We start from the raw sequence: 16,239 nt of genomic DNA, 5'->3' as shown, positions 1-16,239 counted from the left end.
AAGCGGTACTTTTTATGGTGCCAGTTTAGCCGGTAAGCTGCAGCAATAACAACAGGAGAGCAGATGATGACGATTGTTTACCAACAGCAAAGTAGCTTTGATTTAGAAGAAATGCTGGCGCTGTACCGCGCGTCCGGCATTAACCGGCCAACAGATGACAGTGCGCGCATGGCAATAATGTTGGCCAGCAGTAATCTGCTGATCAGCGCCCGCAGCAACGGCAAGTTAGTTGGTTTAGCGCGCTGCCTAACCGACAAAGCCTATGTGGTGTATATCTGTGATTTGTTAGTTGATAAAGCCTGCCAACAGCAAGGCATTGGCAAGGCGCTGTTGGCTGCTGTGCAACAAGCAACCGGGCCGCAGGTGCAGCAGTTATTGCGCAGTGCGCCCTCTGCTATGCAGTATTATCCGGCTGTGGGTTTTACCGCAGTCGATAATGCTTTTCACATTCAGCGTCTGCGCTGATAGGAGCCGTAGTGTATCCAGCGAAACATTATCAAAGCACTGAACGTAGTCAGATACGGGCGTTTTTACAGCAACATTATTTTGGTTTGTTGTTAAGCAATAACGGCAGTATCAATTACACCCCACTGCCATTTTTATTCGACTGGCAAGGTGATTTGGGCAAGGCTTACTGCCATTTAGCGCGCAATAACCCGCAGCTTGATAGGTTGGACCAAACGGCGGTGAGTATTGTTATTCAGGGCCCGCATGCTTTTGTTGCTGCCAGTTGTTACAGCAAACAACCGGCAGTATCCACCTGGAACTACGCCATGGCTGAACTTAAAGGTATAGCCCGTGTGCTGGATAACGAGCAAACATTGGCATTGGTAAGACAGCAGGAAGCACACAGTGCACCAGCAATGGCGCAATCTGAGGCTTATCAACAACAACTCGTTAAGGCGATTGCGGGTGTGGAAATTAGCCTAACCGAAGTAAGCGGCCGCTTTAAGCTGTCACAAAACAAAGCGCCGGCAGAGCAGCAAGCGGTAATCGACTATTTGCAGCAAACCGAACAGCCGGCGACGGTGTGGCAGATGATGCAGCGCTCTGGCTCGACCTAACTGAGTTGACGGTGTTACCCCGCTTAATGGGTGCGGGGTAGCTTATCTAACCCAAGTAGCTGTTCAACAAAAAACAGGCTGAGTAGGGTGCCAACAGCAACGCCCGTTAAGATACCGGTTGCAGTGACGGAAATTGGCATCGGTAGCGGCTGGTTCGTCAGCCACTGGCTATTTAATACGGCAAAACAAATTGCTATTAAACCAGCTGTAGTCAGATTGAATAAAAGGCTGAAGGGTACGTCGAACACATACAGACTGGTCGCCGCTTTAAAGCGAAAATAGACATTTATCGTTGGTAGTAATGCGCTGATAAAAAAACTTGCCAGCAGTAATCCCAAATAAAGCCCAATTCCATCTACTGCAATGATTTTATAGCTTCTATTAGCGCCATACACAGCGGCGGCTGCGTAAAATAAAAACGCCGGTAAAAGAATGATGCCCATTTAAAATCCCTCTTTTATGGTTGGTTTCGTGGAGTGTTGCAGTCTTGTTTAGTCAGGCCAGCGGCAAATGCTAAATGTGCTATGTGGGAAGTCAGGTTTTTCGATATTCGGAAATACATGCTCCAGCTCTTCATCACTAATCTCGCAGTTGAGTGCAGCTAAGCGCTGCACTACAGCTTGCTGTGGCTCGATACTGGATGTATTCAGATACCAAAGCACGAAAGTTTTACCCTGATGATCCAGCGATATAACTTGCCGAATAGTAGACTGATCTAATTTATTGCCAGGCTGGCGTGACTTGATATTCTTCTCAGCAAAATAAAATTGTCCCTGCTCATCAGTGACCAATTCATCGTTGTAAGATGTGTCGTAGTCTAGTTCGCGAAACACTTTGATACCCGCCAGCGGCTTACCATCCAAAGTAATTTTTCCCTGTACAACAGGAGATAAATGCACATCGTATTTTTTAAACCAACCGAACATACTTGCCATTACTTGTGGTGAAAAAGCTAAAATTACTACGCTGCCTAAAACAATGTTTCTGGTAACAAGACGAATTGAAGTCATTTTTTGTCTGTAAATAAGTGTACGAGGTTTACCGGAAGGCCAGCGTAGGCCTATCCGGTCATAGAGCAGCATGTTTATTGACTAGTTAACCAAATCTAATGCTTGTCTGGCAATACGATGTAAGGCACCGATAGTAACTTCGAAAACCCAACGAATGAATCGATAAGATAAGTCAGCTACCTTAGTTGCCCCTTTACCTGCGAATACCAGCATATGCCCAAGCAGCCCCTTGGTTTGTTCAGCAAATTCCCCAGAGAGCTTAGCAATCTTCTCAACTGAGGATGCAAGCATGTCATAAAATGTCAGGTAGGTGCCGATACGAGCCTGAGCATATATCAGGGTTAATAAGCCTGCTTTTCTCAAAAGTGTGATTAAAGCATTATTGATGCGATGGGCCCAATATGTAGTAAAAGTAACTTGGTGTCGCTCCGGGTATTTCAACTCAATTTCTTTGAAAAGTTCGGTTGATTGGTTTTGCAAAGCGCCCCAACTATTACTATTTGCGGTATTTAAGTAGCCCGGTGTGCCATTTTCTCCCATGCTATGGCCAGAAGCACGTAATCCCTGAGCCGAGCTGAGAAGTATTTCGTGTGACTTATATGGCGCATGCATAAAAGGCCATAATGGGATCAATGGGATAGGATCGCTGGCATGTGTGCAGCGGAAAATTTTATCAATGTTGCCGGTAGTTTTAATAGAAAAACCGTCTAAACCGACCCGTGGTGAGCCAAAAGTATATAAACATACACGGCTTTTATAGCGTCGTTTTACCCAGTCTGCAGTTATGTGCGCTAGTGCGCCACCAAGGCTATGGCCGACGCAGTGTACGGTGCCGTGACCTTTGGCAGCCAAGATAGGTGTAAGGCTCTGTTCTAAAGCAGGTTTCATACTCTGAAATACTTTATTAAAACCAGCATGCACCAATGAGCTATTATCGCCGCCAGCCAAGCCGATGTTTAAATCGGTAATTATATCTCGCAGCCCGTCTGTGCCGCGAATGGCAACCACGTGATCACCGGCATAGGATGCTTTGCCTTTCCCGATAGCGGCAAAACCGGTTTTACGATTAAACAACCTGGAAACAATACTACCGGATATGCCAGTCAGGCGATGGTTGCTCAAATCAAAGTCGAAATTTCTAGTAACTTGAGTATTCAGGTCTAATGAAAATTCTTTCTCCCTACCATTTTCTTTCAGTAGATAGACTGAGTTAGCTAAAGATGCAGCCATTAATGGTGTCAGTTCATTCATTTCCATAATTCCTTTTCTAGTATGACTTCGTCGTGCTCAAAACTGCATATGCTGGCAACGCCAAGGGGGGGTGATTGAGGATTTCCCCTGGGGATTTCCAGCCTCATCTCAGGGGAAGTTAATTCACACTTCATGCTTGATAACAGTTTACGAATACTGTCGTAGTTCAATGTATTGGTTGTGCCTGCAGTCCAAATCTCAGTTTGCTTATTTGCGTGATCAACAACTAAGTTTTGTGTCACTGCTGTATCAAACATGGAAGAGACTTTTACTTTTACTGCTTTAACCGGTAACTGAAAGTGACCTTGCTCGTCAGTAGTGGCGCTGTCATTAAACTTTTTGTCGCTGTAAGTTAAATATCGCAGTACTTTTGCACCGGAAATCGGTTTGCCGTTTAAAGTTACAGTGCCATTAACTTCGGGGGACAACTCCACCTCTGTCTTTTTAAACCAACTAAACATATCTGCCATAACCTGTTGTGAGAAAACAATAAATACCAAAAAACTCAGCGCTGCTGTCAGCAGCAACAACGGCTTTCGCCTGAACATAGAAATATGCATGCGGGGCTCTGCTGAAATGACGTTGCTAAAAGATATATAAATAATACATTTTTGTAAATTAATTATTTATGAATATGAGGTGTGAAGCAGATGGTAAATGGCGCTGCCGCTGGTGACAGCGCCGGGAGTGAGTAATGTTAATAGTCGAACTTATGCGCGCTAAACAGCTGTTGTACTGCCAGCCAGACATCGCCGACTTCACCGTTGCCAACAGGTTTGTCATTAACATACAACACCGGAGCAATTTCTTTGCTGGAGCTGGTTAGCCAAATTTCATCCGCGGCCAGTACTTCGGCTTCGCTGATATCACGCTCCTCAACTTTGATGCTGCTGTGCTTGGTTAGTATCGCCAGCAACAGTTGGCGGGTAATGCCGGGCAGCAATTTATGGCTTAGCGGCGGCGTGGCGATAACACCGTCTTTTACCACAAACACATTCACCGCCGCGCCTTCGGTTAAGTTGTTGTCTTTATCAAACAGTAGTATTTCCTGCGCACCCTGGCTGTAGCTTTGCTGGTAATGCAGCACGTTGCCAAGCAATGAGGTAGATTTAATATGGCAACGCTGCCAGCGTAAGTCCTGGCCGGTGACTACGGCGTAAGTGGTGGCTTTGCTTTTGTCGGCTACCGGCTCTGGCGGGATAGCAAAAGCAAAACCGAATACGGTTGGGCTGATATTAGCCGGAAAAGCATGGCCGCGCTTGGTGTCGGTGCCACGGCTTACCTGAAAATACACGCCGATATTCTCGCCCAGCTCTGCGTGGTTATCCAGCAGTAGCTTGGCCGCGATGCTTAGCCAGTTGGCCTGGCTTAGCTTGGGGTCTATCGACAACTGGGCTAAACCGCTGTGCATCCGCTCAATATGCGGGCCAAAGCCGACAAAGCGGCCGCCGTAGCTGGGGATCACTTCGTAAATGCCGTCGCCGAATAAAAAGCCGCGGTCCATTGGCGATATTTTGGCTTCATTGGCCGGTACAAAGGCGCCGTTTAAATATACTGTTGTCATTGCGGTTCTCATTTAATCAGTAATTCAAGATCATCAATCAGTTGCTGGCCCTCGGTATGCGCCAGGCCATCTTCGGTTAAAGTATTTAACCGGGTTACGCCATCAACGCTGCCTTTGGCCGATAAATACTGCAAAATAGTCAGTGGTTCCGCCCCCGGCAACAGGTTTTCGCCGCGCAATACCGACACCATGGCTGCTATTCCCCACGCCGCCCAGTTTGAAACATCGGCAACAATGAGCTCGTCGCACTGGGTAACACAAGGTGTAATATTTAGCGCGCTCACTTGCTGGTACACATTACCCATACCAATTTCATTACCGCCATCGCCAATGCCAATAGTAGGGCAGTGCGCTTGAGTTAAAAAGTAATCGAAGCTGGCACAGCGTGCGGAAATATCCTCACCGCGCATATTGGCGTAACGCTGCTGCGCATTAAAACCCGGCCGTTCAATTGAGATAACCAATTGTGGTTTAAGCTGAGCCAGTGCCGCCTCGGCAATGGCCGGCAGGGCGTCGAACTGGTTTACGCTGATTTGATAGCACTGATAATCGGCTTTTAACGCGCTGTACAGCGGATCGCCACAAACAAGAACCGGCGCAGCGCCAAGGCGCTTAAGTAACTGATACAAGCCAATAGCACCAACCGGGCCGTCGGTTTCAAAGGTGTTTAGCACCGGAAAGCCGGTACCGATTAACACCGTACCGCGGCATTGATTAATCAGCCGGGCGGCGCGCAAGATATAACCCGGCCGTAAATGCGGCTTAAGGCTTGCCATGCCGCGCAGGTTTTGTCGCACTAATAACTGTTCTATCTGCTGGCTTACCGCCAGATAATCTTGTTGCTGTGCGCTCATTTACAGGCTTACCAGTTGGCTGCTAATTGCAGCAGTGCGTACTTTGGCCAAACAGAGCGCATTGTGCGCCTGCTCGGGGCTGATGGGCGTAAAATATACTGTCGTACCTGCGCCTGCCTGTGCCAGCAAGGCACAGTCGAGCGACAATACACTGCCTATTTTCGGGTAGCCGCCCAGGGTTTGCCGGTCATTTAACAGCACTATCGGCTGGCCATCGGGCGGAATTTGCACCGAGCCATAGCAAATGCCTTCAGAAAGCAGCTGTGTTTGCTGACAGCTAATGGCGCTGCCGCTGAGTTTATAGCCCATGCGATCGGCTTGTGGCGTCACTTTATAGCTGTTGAGGTACAAGCGCTGGCGCTCGGTAGCGGTAAAACTTTGCGCCTGATAGCCTTCAATCAAGCGCAGTGTCAGTACCTGGTTAAACTGTGGCCGGTAGCGTGCTGGTAAGCGCTGGCGTTGCAGTTTATCTATGCTGTTGGCGCTAAGCTTATCGCCTGCCCGCAGTTTATTACCGTTTAAGCCGCCAATAGCTTCGCGTAGCACTGTGGCGCTGCTGCCAAACTGCGGCGTGATAGTAAAGCCGCCGGCCACGGCAATGTAAGCGCGCAAGCCTTTTGTTACCATACCCAGCTCAATCAGATCATCCGGCTGCACTTTATGTGCTGTCCATTGCTCTGCTGCTTTGCCGTTAATGGTCAGCGGCAGCGTAGCGCCGGTGACGGCAATATAACTGTGCGTATCAGCGCGCAGTTGCAGGCCGCCAACACTGCACTCTATTAAAGTGGCATTGCTGTGGTTGCCCAGCAAGCGGTTGGCCCAGGCTGCTGATGGCGCATCCATAGGCCCACCGTTGGTTAAGCCCAGTGCGCCCTGGCCGAAGCGGCCGCTATCTTGAATTAAACTCAGTACGCCAGGCGCTATTATAGTAAAACCGCTCATGGCTTAGTCCCCGAACACTCAAGCTTTGGCAGTTCAAGCTCTGGCAGCTCACCACCTAAACGCAGAAACTCGGCTTTATCGATGGCAACAAAGCGTACTTCATCACCTACCGCCACCGGCATTGCGTGCTCTGCCGCGGGGTTAAACATGCGTGTTGGACACAAGCCAATTAAATTCCAGCCGCCAGGTGATGCTGCCGGATACACTGCAGTTTGTCGGTCGGCAATAGCGACCGCACCGCGTGGTACTTTGGCGCGCGGCGTGGCTAAACGCGGCATTTGCAGCAGCGGGTCTACCTCGCCTAAATAGGCAAAACCGGGCGCAAAACCAATGGCATAGACCCGATAACTTACGGCCTGATGGCGTTGTATCACCTCAGCAACGCTGATGTTTTTTGTGCTGGCAATAAGCGCCAGATCGGGCCCACTTTCAGTGCTGTAATACACCGGCAGCTCCACCAGCTTACCACTGTGCTGATTGCTGTTTTGCAGGTGCGCCAGGCAATGTTGCAACTGCGCCTGCACGCGGTAATGATCGGTGCTTAGTGGGTTAAACAGAATAAGTACCGAGGCATAAGAGGGTAGTAAGTCGATAATGTCTTCGGCCAGTTCAGCGCGGATAAGTGTGCAGGCTTGTTGCACTAAGGCGGAAATAACCGGGTCTATGCGTTGGTCAAAATACAGCATTAGCGCGTTCTCACCAGCAACAGTTAACTGGTACTGGTTGAGCTGATGTTGCAGGCGGGTCATTTAAGCAGCGCCCTGATCTGTTGTATCTGCGCAATAGCGGCCTTGTTATCGCCATGCACACATAGTGTATCAGCTCGAAGTGCCAGTTGTTGGCCGGATGCAGTAGTGACTGCCCCCTGTTTTACCAACTGGGCAACTTGGGTCAGCAGCTTGGCGCCATGCAGCACCGCGCCGTTTTCGCTACGTGGCGTTAGTGTGCCTTCATCGGTGTAACGCCGGTCGGCAAAGGCTTCAAATAACAACTCAACGCCCTGCGCTTTGGCCTGCACAGCAAACGCCTGTTGCTGTGCTGTGGCCAAAATCATCAGCTTTAGCGGTTTGTAAAAACCGGCCACGGCATCAAGCACGGCAGTAAATACCGCCGGTTTGGCCATCATATCGTTGTACAAGGCACCATGCGGTTTAACATAGCTCAGCGTTAAGCCGGCACTTAGTGCCATGCCATCCAGCGCGGCGATTTGATAACGCATACAGTTAACAATTTCACTGTGCGACAGCGCCATGCTGCGCCGGCCAAAGCCTTGTAAATCCGGGTAAGACGGGTGGGCGCCAATAGCTACGCCATGCTGTTTTGCCAGCGCTAAGGTGCGCGCAATCACATCGGCATCACCACCGTGAAAGCCACAGGCGATATTGGCCATATCAATATGCGGCATCACATCCGCATCCAGCCCCATTTGCCAACTACCGAAGCTTTCGCCTAAGTCGCAATTTAGTTTCATCTCAGTACCGCCACTACAGAAATAATTTATTCATGTTGCTTGCTAGTTTTGTAATAGTCTAGTTGGATGCGACCAACTTCGGCAACACAGCGATTGCGACTTCCCGCCGCTGTGCCACTGTGGGTGTCTAGACCAGCGGCGGAAAAGTGCGGGTATAAAAGTCGCTGGCGACAGTATCAGCTAATAGCTGCGCCACGGCAAATACATCACCTTCCTGATACGGTTGGCCGACAATTTGTACTGAGCTTGGCACGCCGTTGTCACAAAAGCCGTTTGGCATCGCCAGCACAGGGCACTGGCTTAAGCTGTTAAACGGGTAGGTCATAAACCAGCCTTTATTGGCGTCTACCGCCTGGCCATCAACATTAACCTGATGTTGGCTGTAATCAAAATCCGGCCGGATATCAGTTGTTGCCACAGTGGGGCACAGCAACAAATCATAGTGTTTAAACACCTTTGCCAGCGCATCCCACATTTGGCATAAGTGCAGGTTGGCATCCAGCATTTGCTCGGGTGTTAAGCTATCTACCTGCGCCAGATACTGCTGCATATAAGGTGTCATCAGTGCCCGCTGTTCCGGCCTGCCAAACTGACGTTTTAATAGCAGGCCCATCAGCGCCCGCTGCTGTATTTTTGCGGTGTCGATCACCCGCGCATCCCAGTCCAGTTCAACCTCGTCAACCTGCAAACCTTGTGCACGCAGCTCATCGGCAGTGCGTAGCAGCTCGCGTTTAATGTCGGCTGCCAGCGGGTAAAAGCCTAAATGGGCACAGATAGCAATTTTTAGCTGCTTAACCGGCTTGCGCGGCAGTAATTCAGGGTTGGTATCCGGTACAAAAGAGTGTGAGTCGCGCCAGTCGGCACCGCGTAGCAGCGGATACACATAACGTAAGTCGGCCAGGCTACGGGTTAAAATGCTGTGATGACAGTATAAATCGATATTGTAGGGGCTGATTTCTGCTACCCGGCCATGCGGCGGTTTATAACCGTACAGGCCGCAAAAGGCGGCCGGAATACGCACTGAGCCGCCAATGTCGGTAGCATTGGCAAAGCTGGCCATGCCACTGGCTACGGCAATGGCCGAGCCGCCGGATGAGCCGCCGCAGGTAATATTGCTGTTCCACGGGTTGTGGCTTACGCCCCATAAATCAGACCAGGTAACCGCTGAGGTAGAAAACTCCGGTGTGGTGGTGCGGCCCAATATAATCGCGCCGGCATCCAGCAGCCGCTGTGCCGCCGGATCGGTGTCTTTAGCGACAAAATCTGCCAGGCAGCGTGAGCCGTTAGTGGTGATCTGGCCCTGGATATAGGTTTCATCTTTTATCGCCAATGGCAGGCCGCACAAGGCTGCTGCTGTGCCTTGCTGATAACGCAGTTCGGCTTGCTGCGCCTGCACCAGAGCAGCGTCGGCAAAGACGAAGTTAAAGGCATTCAGCGCCGGGTTGTGCTGCGCTATGCGCGCTAAGCTTTGCTGCATTAGCGTAACGGGCGATAGCTCGCCGCTGGCAAACTGGCGCAACTGTTCGGTTAGTGGCAGATAAAGTGGGCTCAACGGCTGGCTCCGATATAAGGCTGATATCGCATTGTGCGCAGATGTAGTCTGGCACAAAAATGAATAACCATCGGTTTACGCTATGGATGCGCCAGGCAGATCTACACAGCCAAGCGGTTTTTAATGGGCAGCGACATATCGCGTAAACCGATGGTTACTAACATGCCGAGCCCGGTTGCGACTGCTAGCATCGGTTGTAATAACACCAAAAAGGAAGCTATATGCGAGCCTGTTGTTTAGTTCTTTGCGCGCTGTTAACCGCCTGCAGCCACAGCCCGGCGCCACAACCTGCTATGCAGTTTGTGCAACTGCAGCAAGATAAAACCTATCAGTTTGACCGTGGTGAGGGCATGCATCGGGTGCGCTTTAACTACAGCGGTGAAAACTGGACCGTCGCCGATGTCGCTGCCATTCGCGTTGAAACCAAGTCGCCCATTGCGATAATTCCGCAGCAATATACGGCAGAAGGCAAAATGATGCCGGGCGCCGCGGTAAACGGCCGCAATGTTGGCAAGCTGTGGAACAGCATTACCCAGCAGGAGCTGGCACTGCGGCTTAAACTAAAAGGCTTTGTAGTGCTGACGCCTGATATTGAATATTACGGTGAAAATCTCGATGGCTATCAGGCATTTGAGCACTATATCGCCGCTATTCATAAAGGTAACCCGCAGGTGCAAACCGTGTTGCTTACCGCCGATGCGCATAACCCCAACGTGCAAAACCCGCTGCCGGGGGCACAAATGCTGGTTACCGGCACCAATGCGCGCAATTTGCAGTGGGAGGCACTGATGCAGCGCCATATCGCGCCGTTTTATCAGCAAGTGGGACTGGGTAATCAGGGCGCCCGGGTACGTGGTGGCCATTCCGATATTGAAGGCTCATCGGCTGCCTGGCATCCGCTGATTGAGCGCGCCGCCGGCTATGGTGCCACTGTCAGCATTATGGAAGTTAGCCGTGCGATAGATATTGTTGAACAGGCCGGCAGCATTGAAAACGGCCGGCAATGGGCCGCGCCGCTGTTTGATGCGATAGCCGATGCCATGACTGAATGGGCCTGCCTGCAAGGCTATGGCCTGCCAAGCTGCAAGGAGCTTAATTATGTTGCAACGCATTAATGCGCATTATGTTAACGGCCAGTGGCGCACGATAGCCGCACCCGACTGGCATACGCTGGTTAACCCGGCCACTGGCGAGGCTTATGCCTGCGTTGCCCGTGCTGACGCCGGCCTGGTCAATGATGCGGTATCGGCTGCCAGCCACGCGTTTCCCGCTTGGTCGGCGTTAAGTTTCAGCCAGCGTGCTGAGTATCTGGCTGTGTTTATTCAGCAGCTGCAGCAGCGGCGTGACGAGCTGGTAGAAGCCGTGGTGTCTGAGTTGGGGGCGCCGTTGTGGTTTGCCCGTGAAGTGCACGTCGACGACCCGCTGGATGCCTTTGCTAAACATTTGGCTTACGCCGAAGTGCTGCAAAACGAGCAGCTACAGCTGGATGCCCGGTTAAAACTGCGCAAAGAGGCGGTGGGCGTATGTGCGCTTATTACACCGTGGAATTATCCGCTGCATCAGATCATTGCCAAATTGGCGCCGGCACTGTTAGCCGGCTGCACTGTGGTATTAAAACCGGCCGAACTTACGCCGAAAACTGCACTTTGTGTGGCGATGGCAGCCGATGCCGCCGGCTTACCGCCCGGAGTGTTTAATCTGGTGCTGGGGAGCGGTAGCCAGATTGGCGATATTTTATCGACTCATGCCGACATTGATTGTGTGTCCTTTACCGGCTCGACCGAAATTGGCCGCCATATTCAGCAACAGGCTGCTGCCACGGTAAAGCGGGTGTGTCTGGAGCTGGGCGGTAAATCGGCTTTTATTATCAGCCCGACTAAGCAACTTAGCACGGCGGTAAAATTGGGGGTGGAAGATGTAATGGCCAACTCCGGCCAAACCTGCACCGCGCTTAGCCGCATGCTGGTGCACCATAGCCAGTATGCTGAAGCGGTTGCCATAGCGGCGGCGCATGCTAATAGCCTGACCTTGGGCGAGCCGCATCAGGATGGCGTATTTTTAGGCCCACTGATAAGCGCAGCGCAGTACCAGAGTGTGCAGCGTTATATTGACATTGGCCTGACAGAAGGTGCCGAACTGGTAGCCGGCGGTGCTGAGCCAGTGCCTGAGCTGGGCGCGGGTTATTACTTGCGGCCCACCGTTTTTGCCAATGTGCATAACCAGATGCAAATCGCCCGCGAAGAAATTTTCGGCCCGGTGCTGTGTATTTTACCGTATCAGGATGAAGCGGACGCGCTGCGTATTGCCAATGATTCACCCTATGGCTTAAGTGGCCGCGTATGGGCCGATGACAGTGCAACGGCACAGCGGTTGGCTGAAGGTATTCGCGCCGGGCTTATTTTTGTTAATGCAGCGCCCTGGCACAATGCCGCGCCTTTTGGTGGTTACAAGCAAAGTGGCAATGGCCGCGAGCTGGGCTTAAAAGGCGTGGAGGAATACCTCGAGCTTAAGGCTATCGTGGATGAGGGCGCTGTATGAGTGCCAGCAAGGTGTTAAACCAGCCGCTAAGCGGTAACGAGATGCCACGCTTTGGTGGGCCGGCCACCTTTATGCGCTTGCCCACCGCGACAAACCTTACCGATATCGGCGTTGGCATTGTTGGTGTGCCCTTTGATATCGGCACATCCAACCGGCCGGGCGCACGGCTGGCGCCGCGGCAAATTCGTGACGAGTCACGTATGCTGCGGCCTTACAATATGGCCACCCGTGCCGCACCGTTTGACTCGCTGCAAATTGCTGATATCGGCGATGTGGCGATTAACACTTTTAACTTGCTGAAAAGTATCGACATTATCGAGCGGTATTACCGTGAGGTCGCGGCGGCCAATGTTATACCACTCACACTGGGCGGCGATCACACTATAGTGCTGCCAATCTTGCGCGCTTTAGCGGCGAAACATGGCCCGCTGGCGCTGGTGCATATCGACGCTCATGCCGATGTAAACGAGCATATGTTTGGCGAACCCATCGCCCATGGCACGCCGTTTCGCCGTGCGGTAGAAGAGGGATTGCTTCAGGGCGATAAGGTGTTCCAAATCGGCTTGCGCGGCACCGGCTATGCTGCCGATGATTTTGACTGGCCGCGTCAGCAAGGTTTTACCGTGGTAACGGCAGAAGAGTGTTGGGGCAAGTCATTAGAGCCGTTAATGGCGCAGGTAAGGCAGAAAATTGGCGACACGCCTTGTTATATCTCCTTTGATATTGACGGTATCGACCCGGCCTATGCGCCCGGCACCGGTACAGTAGAAATTGCCGGTTTAACCGTGCCCCAGGCGCTGCAAATTATCCGCGGCTTACAAGGGCTTAAGTTGGTTGGTGGCGACTTGGTTGAAGTATCACCACCTTATGACACCAGCGGTAACACCGCGTTGCTGGCCGCCAATTTAGTGTATGAAATGCTCTGTGTGCTGCCCGGCGTGCATTATCGTAAAGACAGCGCAGTTAAGGGCTAGCCGATGCAACTGGCCAATTGGAGCGAGCAGCTGCTTCGGGTGCAGCAGAGCCAGGGTACCGAGCGGTTTTATCCGGCGCTGTGTCAGTTGCTGGCGCAGCTGCAAAGTTTAGATGAGTGCGTGGTGCTGTTGTTTCGTCCGGCCGAGCCACCGCAGTTGTTGTATCAGCGCGCGCCACTGCCGGGTGATAACTTTGCCTGCTACCTGAAATCGGCCTATGTGTTGGACCCATTCTACCGCCTTGGCCTGGTGGGCACTCACAAAGGCGTGTGGCGGCTAAGTGATATTGCGCCAGAGGATTACGCCGAATTTGAGCAGTACTACAACAGCTATTTTCGCCATTTGAAAATTCAGGATGAGGTAGGTTTTATTATTCCGCTGGGTCTGCATCAGGGTTTTGTGCATATCGAGCTGGCGCAAATCGCCGGCAGCGAGCTGTTCCGGCTGGATGTTATTGCCCAGTGGCAGGCGCTGTTTTGTCTGGTTGAGCAACTGGTGCTGCAGCATCAGCAGTTGTATAGCGCGCAACCGTCGCGTAGCAGCGGTAGCGGCTATTTTGTTGATGATTTTCAGCGCAGCTTTGGCAGTGAAGTCTGCACCACGCGTGAGCGTGATGTGCTGAATATGATGCTGGAGGGCCACTGCGTAAAAGCCATTGCCCGGCAGTTAAAGTTGGGGCTGGAAACGGTGAAGATGCATCGCAAAAATCTGTACGCTAAGCTGGGGATCAGTTCGCACCCGGAATTACTGGCGCTGTTTATTGAGCTGCTGGCCAGCTCAGAGCCGCCGGTACTGCGTGACCCGCTGTTGCCGGTGGCTGCTGCCGCAGAGCTTAAGCGTACAGGCTGAACGAACCGGCAAGTCACTGCTATGGTAGCCGGAGCCGGTTTACTCACATCAACACGCCGTGAACCCATCCCTGGGGGCTCGATTCGGCCGTCCTGGCCTGCAACGGTTGATTTAGAGTAATCCGACTCCTGCTACTGGTGGTTATGTATTTAATCGGAGTCAAATATGAAAAACCGGCTATTAGTCAGCGTGATCCTCTGTTTTAGTTTTACCTATGTGGTCCACGCCGACCTATTTGCTCCCTTACCGCTGCCTTTGCCGGCGGGCAGTAGCAGCACCGGCGTGCCATCACAGCAGTATTGGCAACAGCAGGTAGATTACCGGATTAGTGCCGAACTTAATCCCGACAGCGCCATGCTAAATGCCAGTGCCGACATTACGTATAAGAATAACTCGCCTCAGCCGCTTGGCCAGCTATGGTTTGAACTGCCGCTCAACCGCTTTTTGCCCGACAGTATCAGCACAGCGCTGCATGGTGAGGGTAGCGGTAGTGCCGGTATAACACAGATTAGCTTTAGCGCAGCAGCGCAACCCCTGCCGCTGCTGCGGCAAGATACCTTTTACCGCGTCAGTCTGCCGCAGCCGTTAGCACCTGGCCAGAGCATAAGTTTAGCGCTGCAGTGGCAGTTACAATTGCCCGAGCGCACCGATCCGCGCCGGCCGCGCGCCGGTGTAGAACGTTTTGGCGATGGCAGTAAGCTGTTCGGCGTGGCCTTATGGTTTCCGCGTGCGGTGGCCTTTACCGCCAACGGCTGGGCGCTGAGCCCCTTTATTAAAGATGCCGAATTTGCCACTGAGTTGGGCGATTATCAGCTTAACCTCAGCCTGCCGGCTGACTATCTGGTACTGGCCAGTGGCGAGCTGCAAAACGCCAAACAGGTATTAACCAAAGCGCAGTATCAAGCCTGGCAACGGCAGGGCAGTGCGCAGTTGCTGCAGGTAAAACCCGATGCCGCTGCTGGCAGCAAAACCTGGCAATTTAGCGCTGTCGGCGTGCGTGATGTGGCCTTTGCCGCCGGCAATAGCCTTATCTGGCACACAGAGCAACTGCAGTTAAATGGCAGCTGGCACAGGCTGAATGTAGCCTACCCGGATAACGGCCGCTGGCTGTGGCACAAGTATGCGCTGGCCAGCACCCGGCACTCGGTGCAGCAGCTGGCGCAGTATTTCGGTGAGTTTCCGTTTAATGCAATGAACGTGGTGAACATTGCCGGTATTGGTATGGAATATCCGGGCATCACCTTTGTCGGTTTTCGCGGCCCCGATGCGCCGGTTAATGGCCCGGCGCCGGCTTATAGCCGCACCGAAAAACATGATGTGTTAGGCGGCATTATGCATGAGGTAGCGCACAGCTATTTTCCGATGCTGGTGAATACCGACGAGCGGCAAGAAGGCTTTTTTGACGAAGGCATGGTGAGCTTTTTATCTTATTTACTTGAGCAAAGCTGGAGTACCGATTTTCAAAGCTTTTACGGCGACCCGGCCGGGGTTGGCGCGGTAATGGCGAACAGCGATTATGCTGCACCGGTGCGCCGGGCTGATCACTTTAGTGCCAAGCTCGACTCGCATTACCATGTACCGGCGGTGGCCTGGGTTATTTTGCGCCAGCATATCGTCGGGCCTGAACTGTTTGATGCCACCTTGCGCGATTTTGTCAGCCAGTGGCGCGGCAAAAGGGCGCAGTTTGCCGATCTGATACGCTTTTTTCATGCCCAAACCGGGCAAGATCTTCACTGGTTCTGGCGCGGCTGGTTTTACTCGGCCAATCATGTTGACATGGCACTGAGCAGCATCACTCGGGATGATAAAATGCTAACCGTAATGGTCGACAATCTAGGTGGCATTGTTATGCCGTTTAACCTTAAATTAACGTTCTCCGATGGCAGCATTGCAGAGCGGGCCATACCGGTTGATATCTGGCGTTTGGACAACAAGCAAGCCAAGGTGCGCGTTACTCTGCCGGTGACGATGCTGGTAAAAACTGAGCCACTAAAAGCAGAATTAGCGGTGTTGGCTGATGCTGAACTGCGTAATAACCAACTCCCGGTAAACTGAAGTTGTAGTTAAAACATCGACGTAACTGAACCTGTCGCTCAGGCTAAAGTGCTAGTACACTTAAGACAACGCGCAAGCATATGAGATTGCCAAGCTTTCGGCTTTTACATAAAGT

Annotated in this window: 17 protein-coding genes; 7 read left to right on the top strand and 10 right to left on the bottom strand. The window is 52.0% G+C overall.

What is annotated here, in order from left to right; translation table 11 throughout:
• Positions 1 to 63: 63 nt before the first annotated feature.
• The gene (locus tag I4W93_RS08385) at positions 64 to 465 is read left to right on the top strand and encodes a GNAT family N-acetyltransferase (protein WP_224673336.1); all 402 of its coding nucleotides are present in this window, start codon (positions 64 to 66) and stop codon (positions 463 to 465) included.
• 11 nt (positions 466 to 476) lie between these two features.
• Complete coding sequence (locus I4W93_RS08380; protein WP_205309778.1) at positions 477 to 1,064, top strand: FMN-binding negative transcriptional regulator; 588 nt, start codon at positions 477 to 479, stop codon at positions 1,062 to 1,064.
• A 23-nt stretch (positions 1,065 to 1,087) separates the two neighbouring features.
• On the opposite strand, the gene I4W93_RS08375 is transcribed toward I4W93_RS08380, so the two are convergent.
• The 10 genes from I4W93_RS08375 to I4W93_RS08330 all read right to left on the bottom strand — a co-directional run bounded on the left by I4W93_RS08375 (position 1,088) and on the right by I4W93_RS08330 (position 9,708).
• Positions 1,088 to 1,507, bottom strand: a complete 420-nt coding sequence (locus tag I4W93_RS08375) for a hypothetical protein (RefSeq protein ID WP_205309777.1) — start codon at positions 1,505 to 1,507, stop codon at positions 1,088 to 1,090.
• 48 nt (positions 1,508 to 1,555) lie between these two features.
• A complete protein-coding gene (locus I4W93_RS08370) occupies positions 1,556 to 2,146 on the bottom strand; it encodes a DUF6795 domain-containing protein (protein ID WP_224673335.1) in 591 nt (196 codons plus the stop codon).
• Between the two features lie 9 nt (positions 2,147 to 2,155).
• The gene (locus tag I4W93_RS08365) at positions 2,156 to 3,325 is read right to left on the bottom strand and encodes a lipase family protein (protein WP_205309776.1); all 1,170 of its coding nucleotides are present in this window, start codon (positions 3,323 to 3,325) and stop codon (positions 2,156 to 2,158) included.
• The gene (locus I4W93_RS08360; protein WP_205309775.1) at positions 3,322 to 3,885 is read right to left on the bottom strand and encodes a DUF6795 domain-containing protein; all 564 of its coding nucleotides are present in this window, start codon (positions 3,883 to 3,885) and stop codon (positions 3,322 to 3,324) included. Before I4W93_RS08360 ends, I4W93_RS08365 begins: the two co-directional genes overlap by 4 nt.
• A gap of 137 nt (positions 3,886 to 4,022) precedes the next feature.
• On the bottom strand, positions 4,023 to 4,889 hold the full coding sequence (locus I4W93_RS08355; RefSeq protein ID WP_205309774.1) for an aminotransferase class IV: 867 nt from the start codon (positions 4,887 to 4,889) through the stop codon (positions 4,023 to 4,025).
• Positions 4,890 to 4,897: 8 nt separating this feature from the next.
• Entirely contained in the window at positions 4,898 to 5,743 is an 846-nt protein-coding gene (locus tag I4W93_RS08350) for a DUF4392 domain-containing protein (RefSeq protein ID WP_205309773.1), read from the bottom strand.
• Entirely contained in the window at positions 5,744 to 6,685 is a 942-nt protein-coding gene (locus I4W93_RS08345; RefSeq protein WP_205309772.1) for a 5-oxoprolinase subunit C family protein, read from the bottom strand.
• Positions 6,682 to 7,434 (bottom strand): 5-oxoprolinase subunit PxpB, encoded by a 753-nt coding sequence (gene pxpB, locus I4W93_RS08340; protein WP_205309771.1) that lies wholly within the window; start codon positions 7,432 to 7,434, stop codon positions 6,682 to 6,684. Before pxpB ends, I4W93_RS08345 begins: the two co-directional genes overlap by 4 nt.
• Positions 7,431 to 8,156 (bottom strand): 5-oxoprolinase subunit PxpA, encoded by a 726-nt coding sequence (locus tag I4W93_RS08335; RefSeq protein WP_205309770.1) that lies wholly within the window; start codon positions 8,154 to 8,156, stop codon positions 7,431 to 7,433. Before I4W93_RS08335 ends, pxpB begins: the two co-directional genes overlap by 4 nt.
• Positions 8,157 to 8,283: 127 nt before the next feature.
• Positions 8,284 to 9,708: an amidase gene (locus I4W93_RS08330; RefSeq protein WP_205309769.1), complete on the bottom strand. Its 1,425-nt coding sequence runs from the start codon at positions 9,706 to 9,708 to the stop codon at positions 8,284 to 8,286.
• 221 nt (positions 9,709 to 9,929) lie between these two features.
• Here I4W93_RS08330 and I4W93_RS08325 point away from each other — a divergent pair, with 221 nt between their 5' ends.
• From I4W93_RS08325 to I4W93_RS08305, 5 genes are all read left to right on the top strand, one after another.
• On the top strand, positions 9,930 to 10,823 hold the full coding sequence (locus I4W93_RS08325; protein WP_205309768.1) for a hypothetical protein: 894 nt from the start codon (positions 9,930 to 9,932) through the stop codon (positions 10,821 to 10,823).
• Complete coding sequence (locus I4W93_RS08320) at positions 10,807 to 12,246, top strand: aldehyde dehydrogenase family protein (RefSeq protein WP_205309767.1); 1,440 nt, start codon at positions 10,807 to 10,809, stop codon at positions 12,244 to 12,246. The genes I4W93_RS08325 and I4W93_RS08320 overlap by 17 nt, the downstream gene beginning before the upstream one ends.
• A complete protein-coding gene (speB, locus tag I4W93_RS08315) occupies positions 12,243 to 13,220 on the top strand; it encodes an agmatinase (protein WP_205309766.1) in 978 nt (325 codons plus the stop codon). The genes I4W93_RS08320 and speB overlap by 4 nt, the downstream gene beginning before the upstream one ends.
• 3 nt (positions 13,221 to 13,223) lie before the next feature.
• Complete coding sequence (locus I4W93_RS08310; RefSeq protein WP_205309765.1) at positions 13,224 to 14,069, top strand: response regulator transcription factor; 846 nt, start codon at positions 13,224 to 13,226, stop codon at positions 14,067 to 14,069.
• Positions 14,070 to 14,234: 165 nt separating this feature from the next.
• The gene (locus I4W93_RS08305) at positions 14,235 to 16,124 is read left to right on the top strand and encodes a M1 family metallopeptidase (RefSeq protein ID WP_205309764.1); all 1,890 of its coding nucleotides are present in this window, start codon (positions 14,235 to 14,237) and stop codon (positions 16,122 to 16,124) included.
• Positions 16,125 to 16,239 lie beyond the last annotated feature (115 nt).

The organism is Rheinheimera maricola (genome assembly GCF_016918075.2).
Taxonomy (GTDB): Bacteria; Pseudomonadota; Gammaproteobacteria; order Enterobacterales; family Alteromonadaceae; genus Alishewanella; species Alishewanella maricola_A.
This window is presented reverse-complemented; position numbering and strand designations above follow the sequence as displayed.

Excerpts from the sequence above, each read along its gene's own strand:
- I4W93_RS08370 (WP_224673335.1), bottom strand. The coding sequence starts at position 2,146 with ATGCTGCTCTATGACCGGATAGGCCTACGCTGGCCTTCCGGTAAACCT.
- speB (WP_205309766.1), top strand. The coding sequence starts at position 12,243 with ATGAGTGCCAGCAAGGTGTTAAACCAGCCGCTAAGCGGTAACGAGATG.
- I4W93_RS08365 (WP_205309776.1), bottom strand. The coding sequence starts at position 3,325 with ATGAATGAACTGACACCATTAATGGCTGCATCTTTAGCTAACTCAGTC.
- I4W93_RS08355 (WP_205309774.1), bottom strand. The coding sequence starts at position 4,889 with ATGACAACAGTATATTTAAACGGCGCCTTTGTACCGGCCAATGAAGCC.
- I4W93_RS08310 (WP_205309765.1), top strand. The coding sequence starts at position 13,224 with ATGCAACTGGCCAATTGGAGCGAGCAGCTGCTTCGGGTGCAGCAGAGC.
- I4W93_RS08305 (WP_205309764.1), top strand. The coding sequence starts at position 14,235 with ATGAAAAACCGGCTATTAGTCAGCGTGATCCTCTGTTTTAGTTTTACC.
- pxpB (WP_205309771.1), bottom strand. The coding sequence starts at position 7,434 with ATGACCCGCCTGCAACATCAGCTCAACCAGTACCAGTTAACTGTTGCT.
- I4W93_RS08345 (WP_205309772.1), bottom strand. The coding sequence starts at position 6,685 with ATGAGCGGTTTTACTATAATAGCGCCTGGCGTACTGAGTTTAATTCAA.
- I4W93_RS08335 (WP_205309770.1), bottom strand. The coding sequence starts at position 8,156 with ATGAAACTAAATTGCGACTTAGGCGAAAGCTTCGGTAGTTGGCAAATG.
- I4W93_RS08325 (WP_205309768.1), top strand. The coding sequence starts at position 9,930 with ATGCGAGCCTGTTGTTTAGTTCTTTGCGCGCTGTTAACCGCCTGCAGC.
- I4W93_RS08320 (WP_205309767.1), top strand. The coding sequence starts at position 10,807 with ATGTTGCAACGCATTAATGCGCATTATGTTAACGGCCAGTGGCGCACG.
- I4W93_RS08385 (WP_224673336.1), top strand. The coding sequence starts at position 64 with ATGATGACGATTGTTTACCAACAGCAAAGTAGCTTTGATTTAGAAGAA.
- I4W93_RS08350 (WP_205309773.1), bottom strand. The coding sequence starts at position 5,743 with ATGAGCGCACAGCAACAAGATTATCTGGCGGTAAGCCAGCAGATAGAA.
- I4W93_RS08375 (WP_205309777.1), bottom strand. The coding sequence starts at position 1,507 with ATGGGCATCATTCTTTTACCGGCGTTTTTATTTTACGCAGCCGCCGCT.
- I4W93_RS08360 (WP_205309775.1), bottom strand. The coding sequence starts at position 3,885 with ATGCATATTTCTATGTTCAGGCGAAAGCCGTTGTTGCTGCTGACAGCA.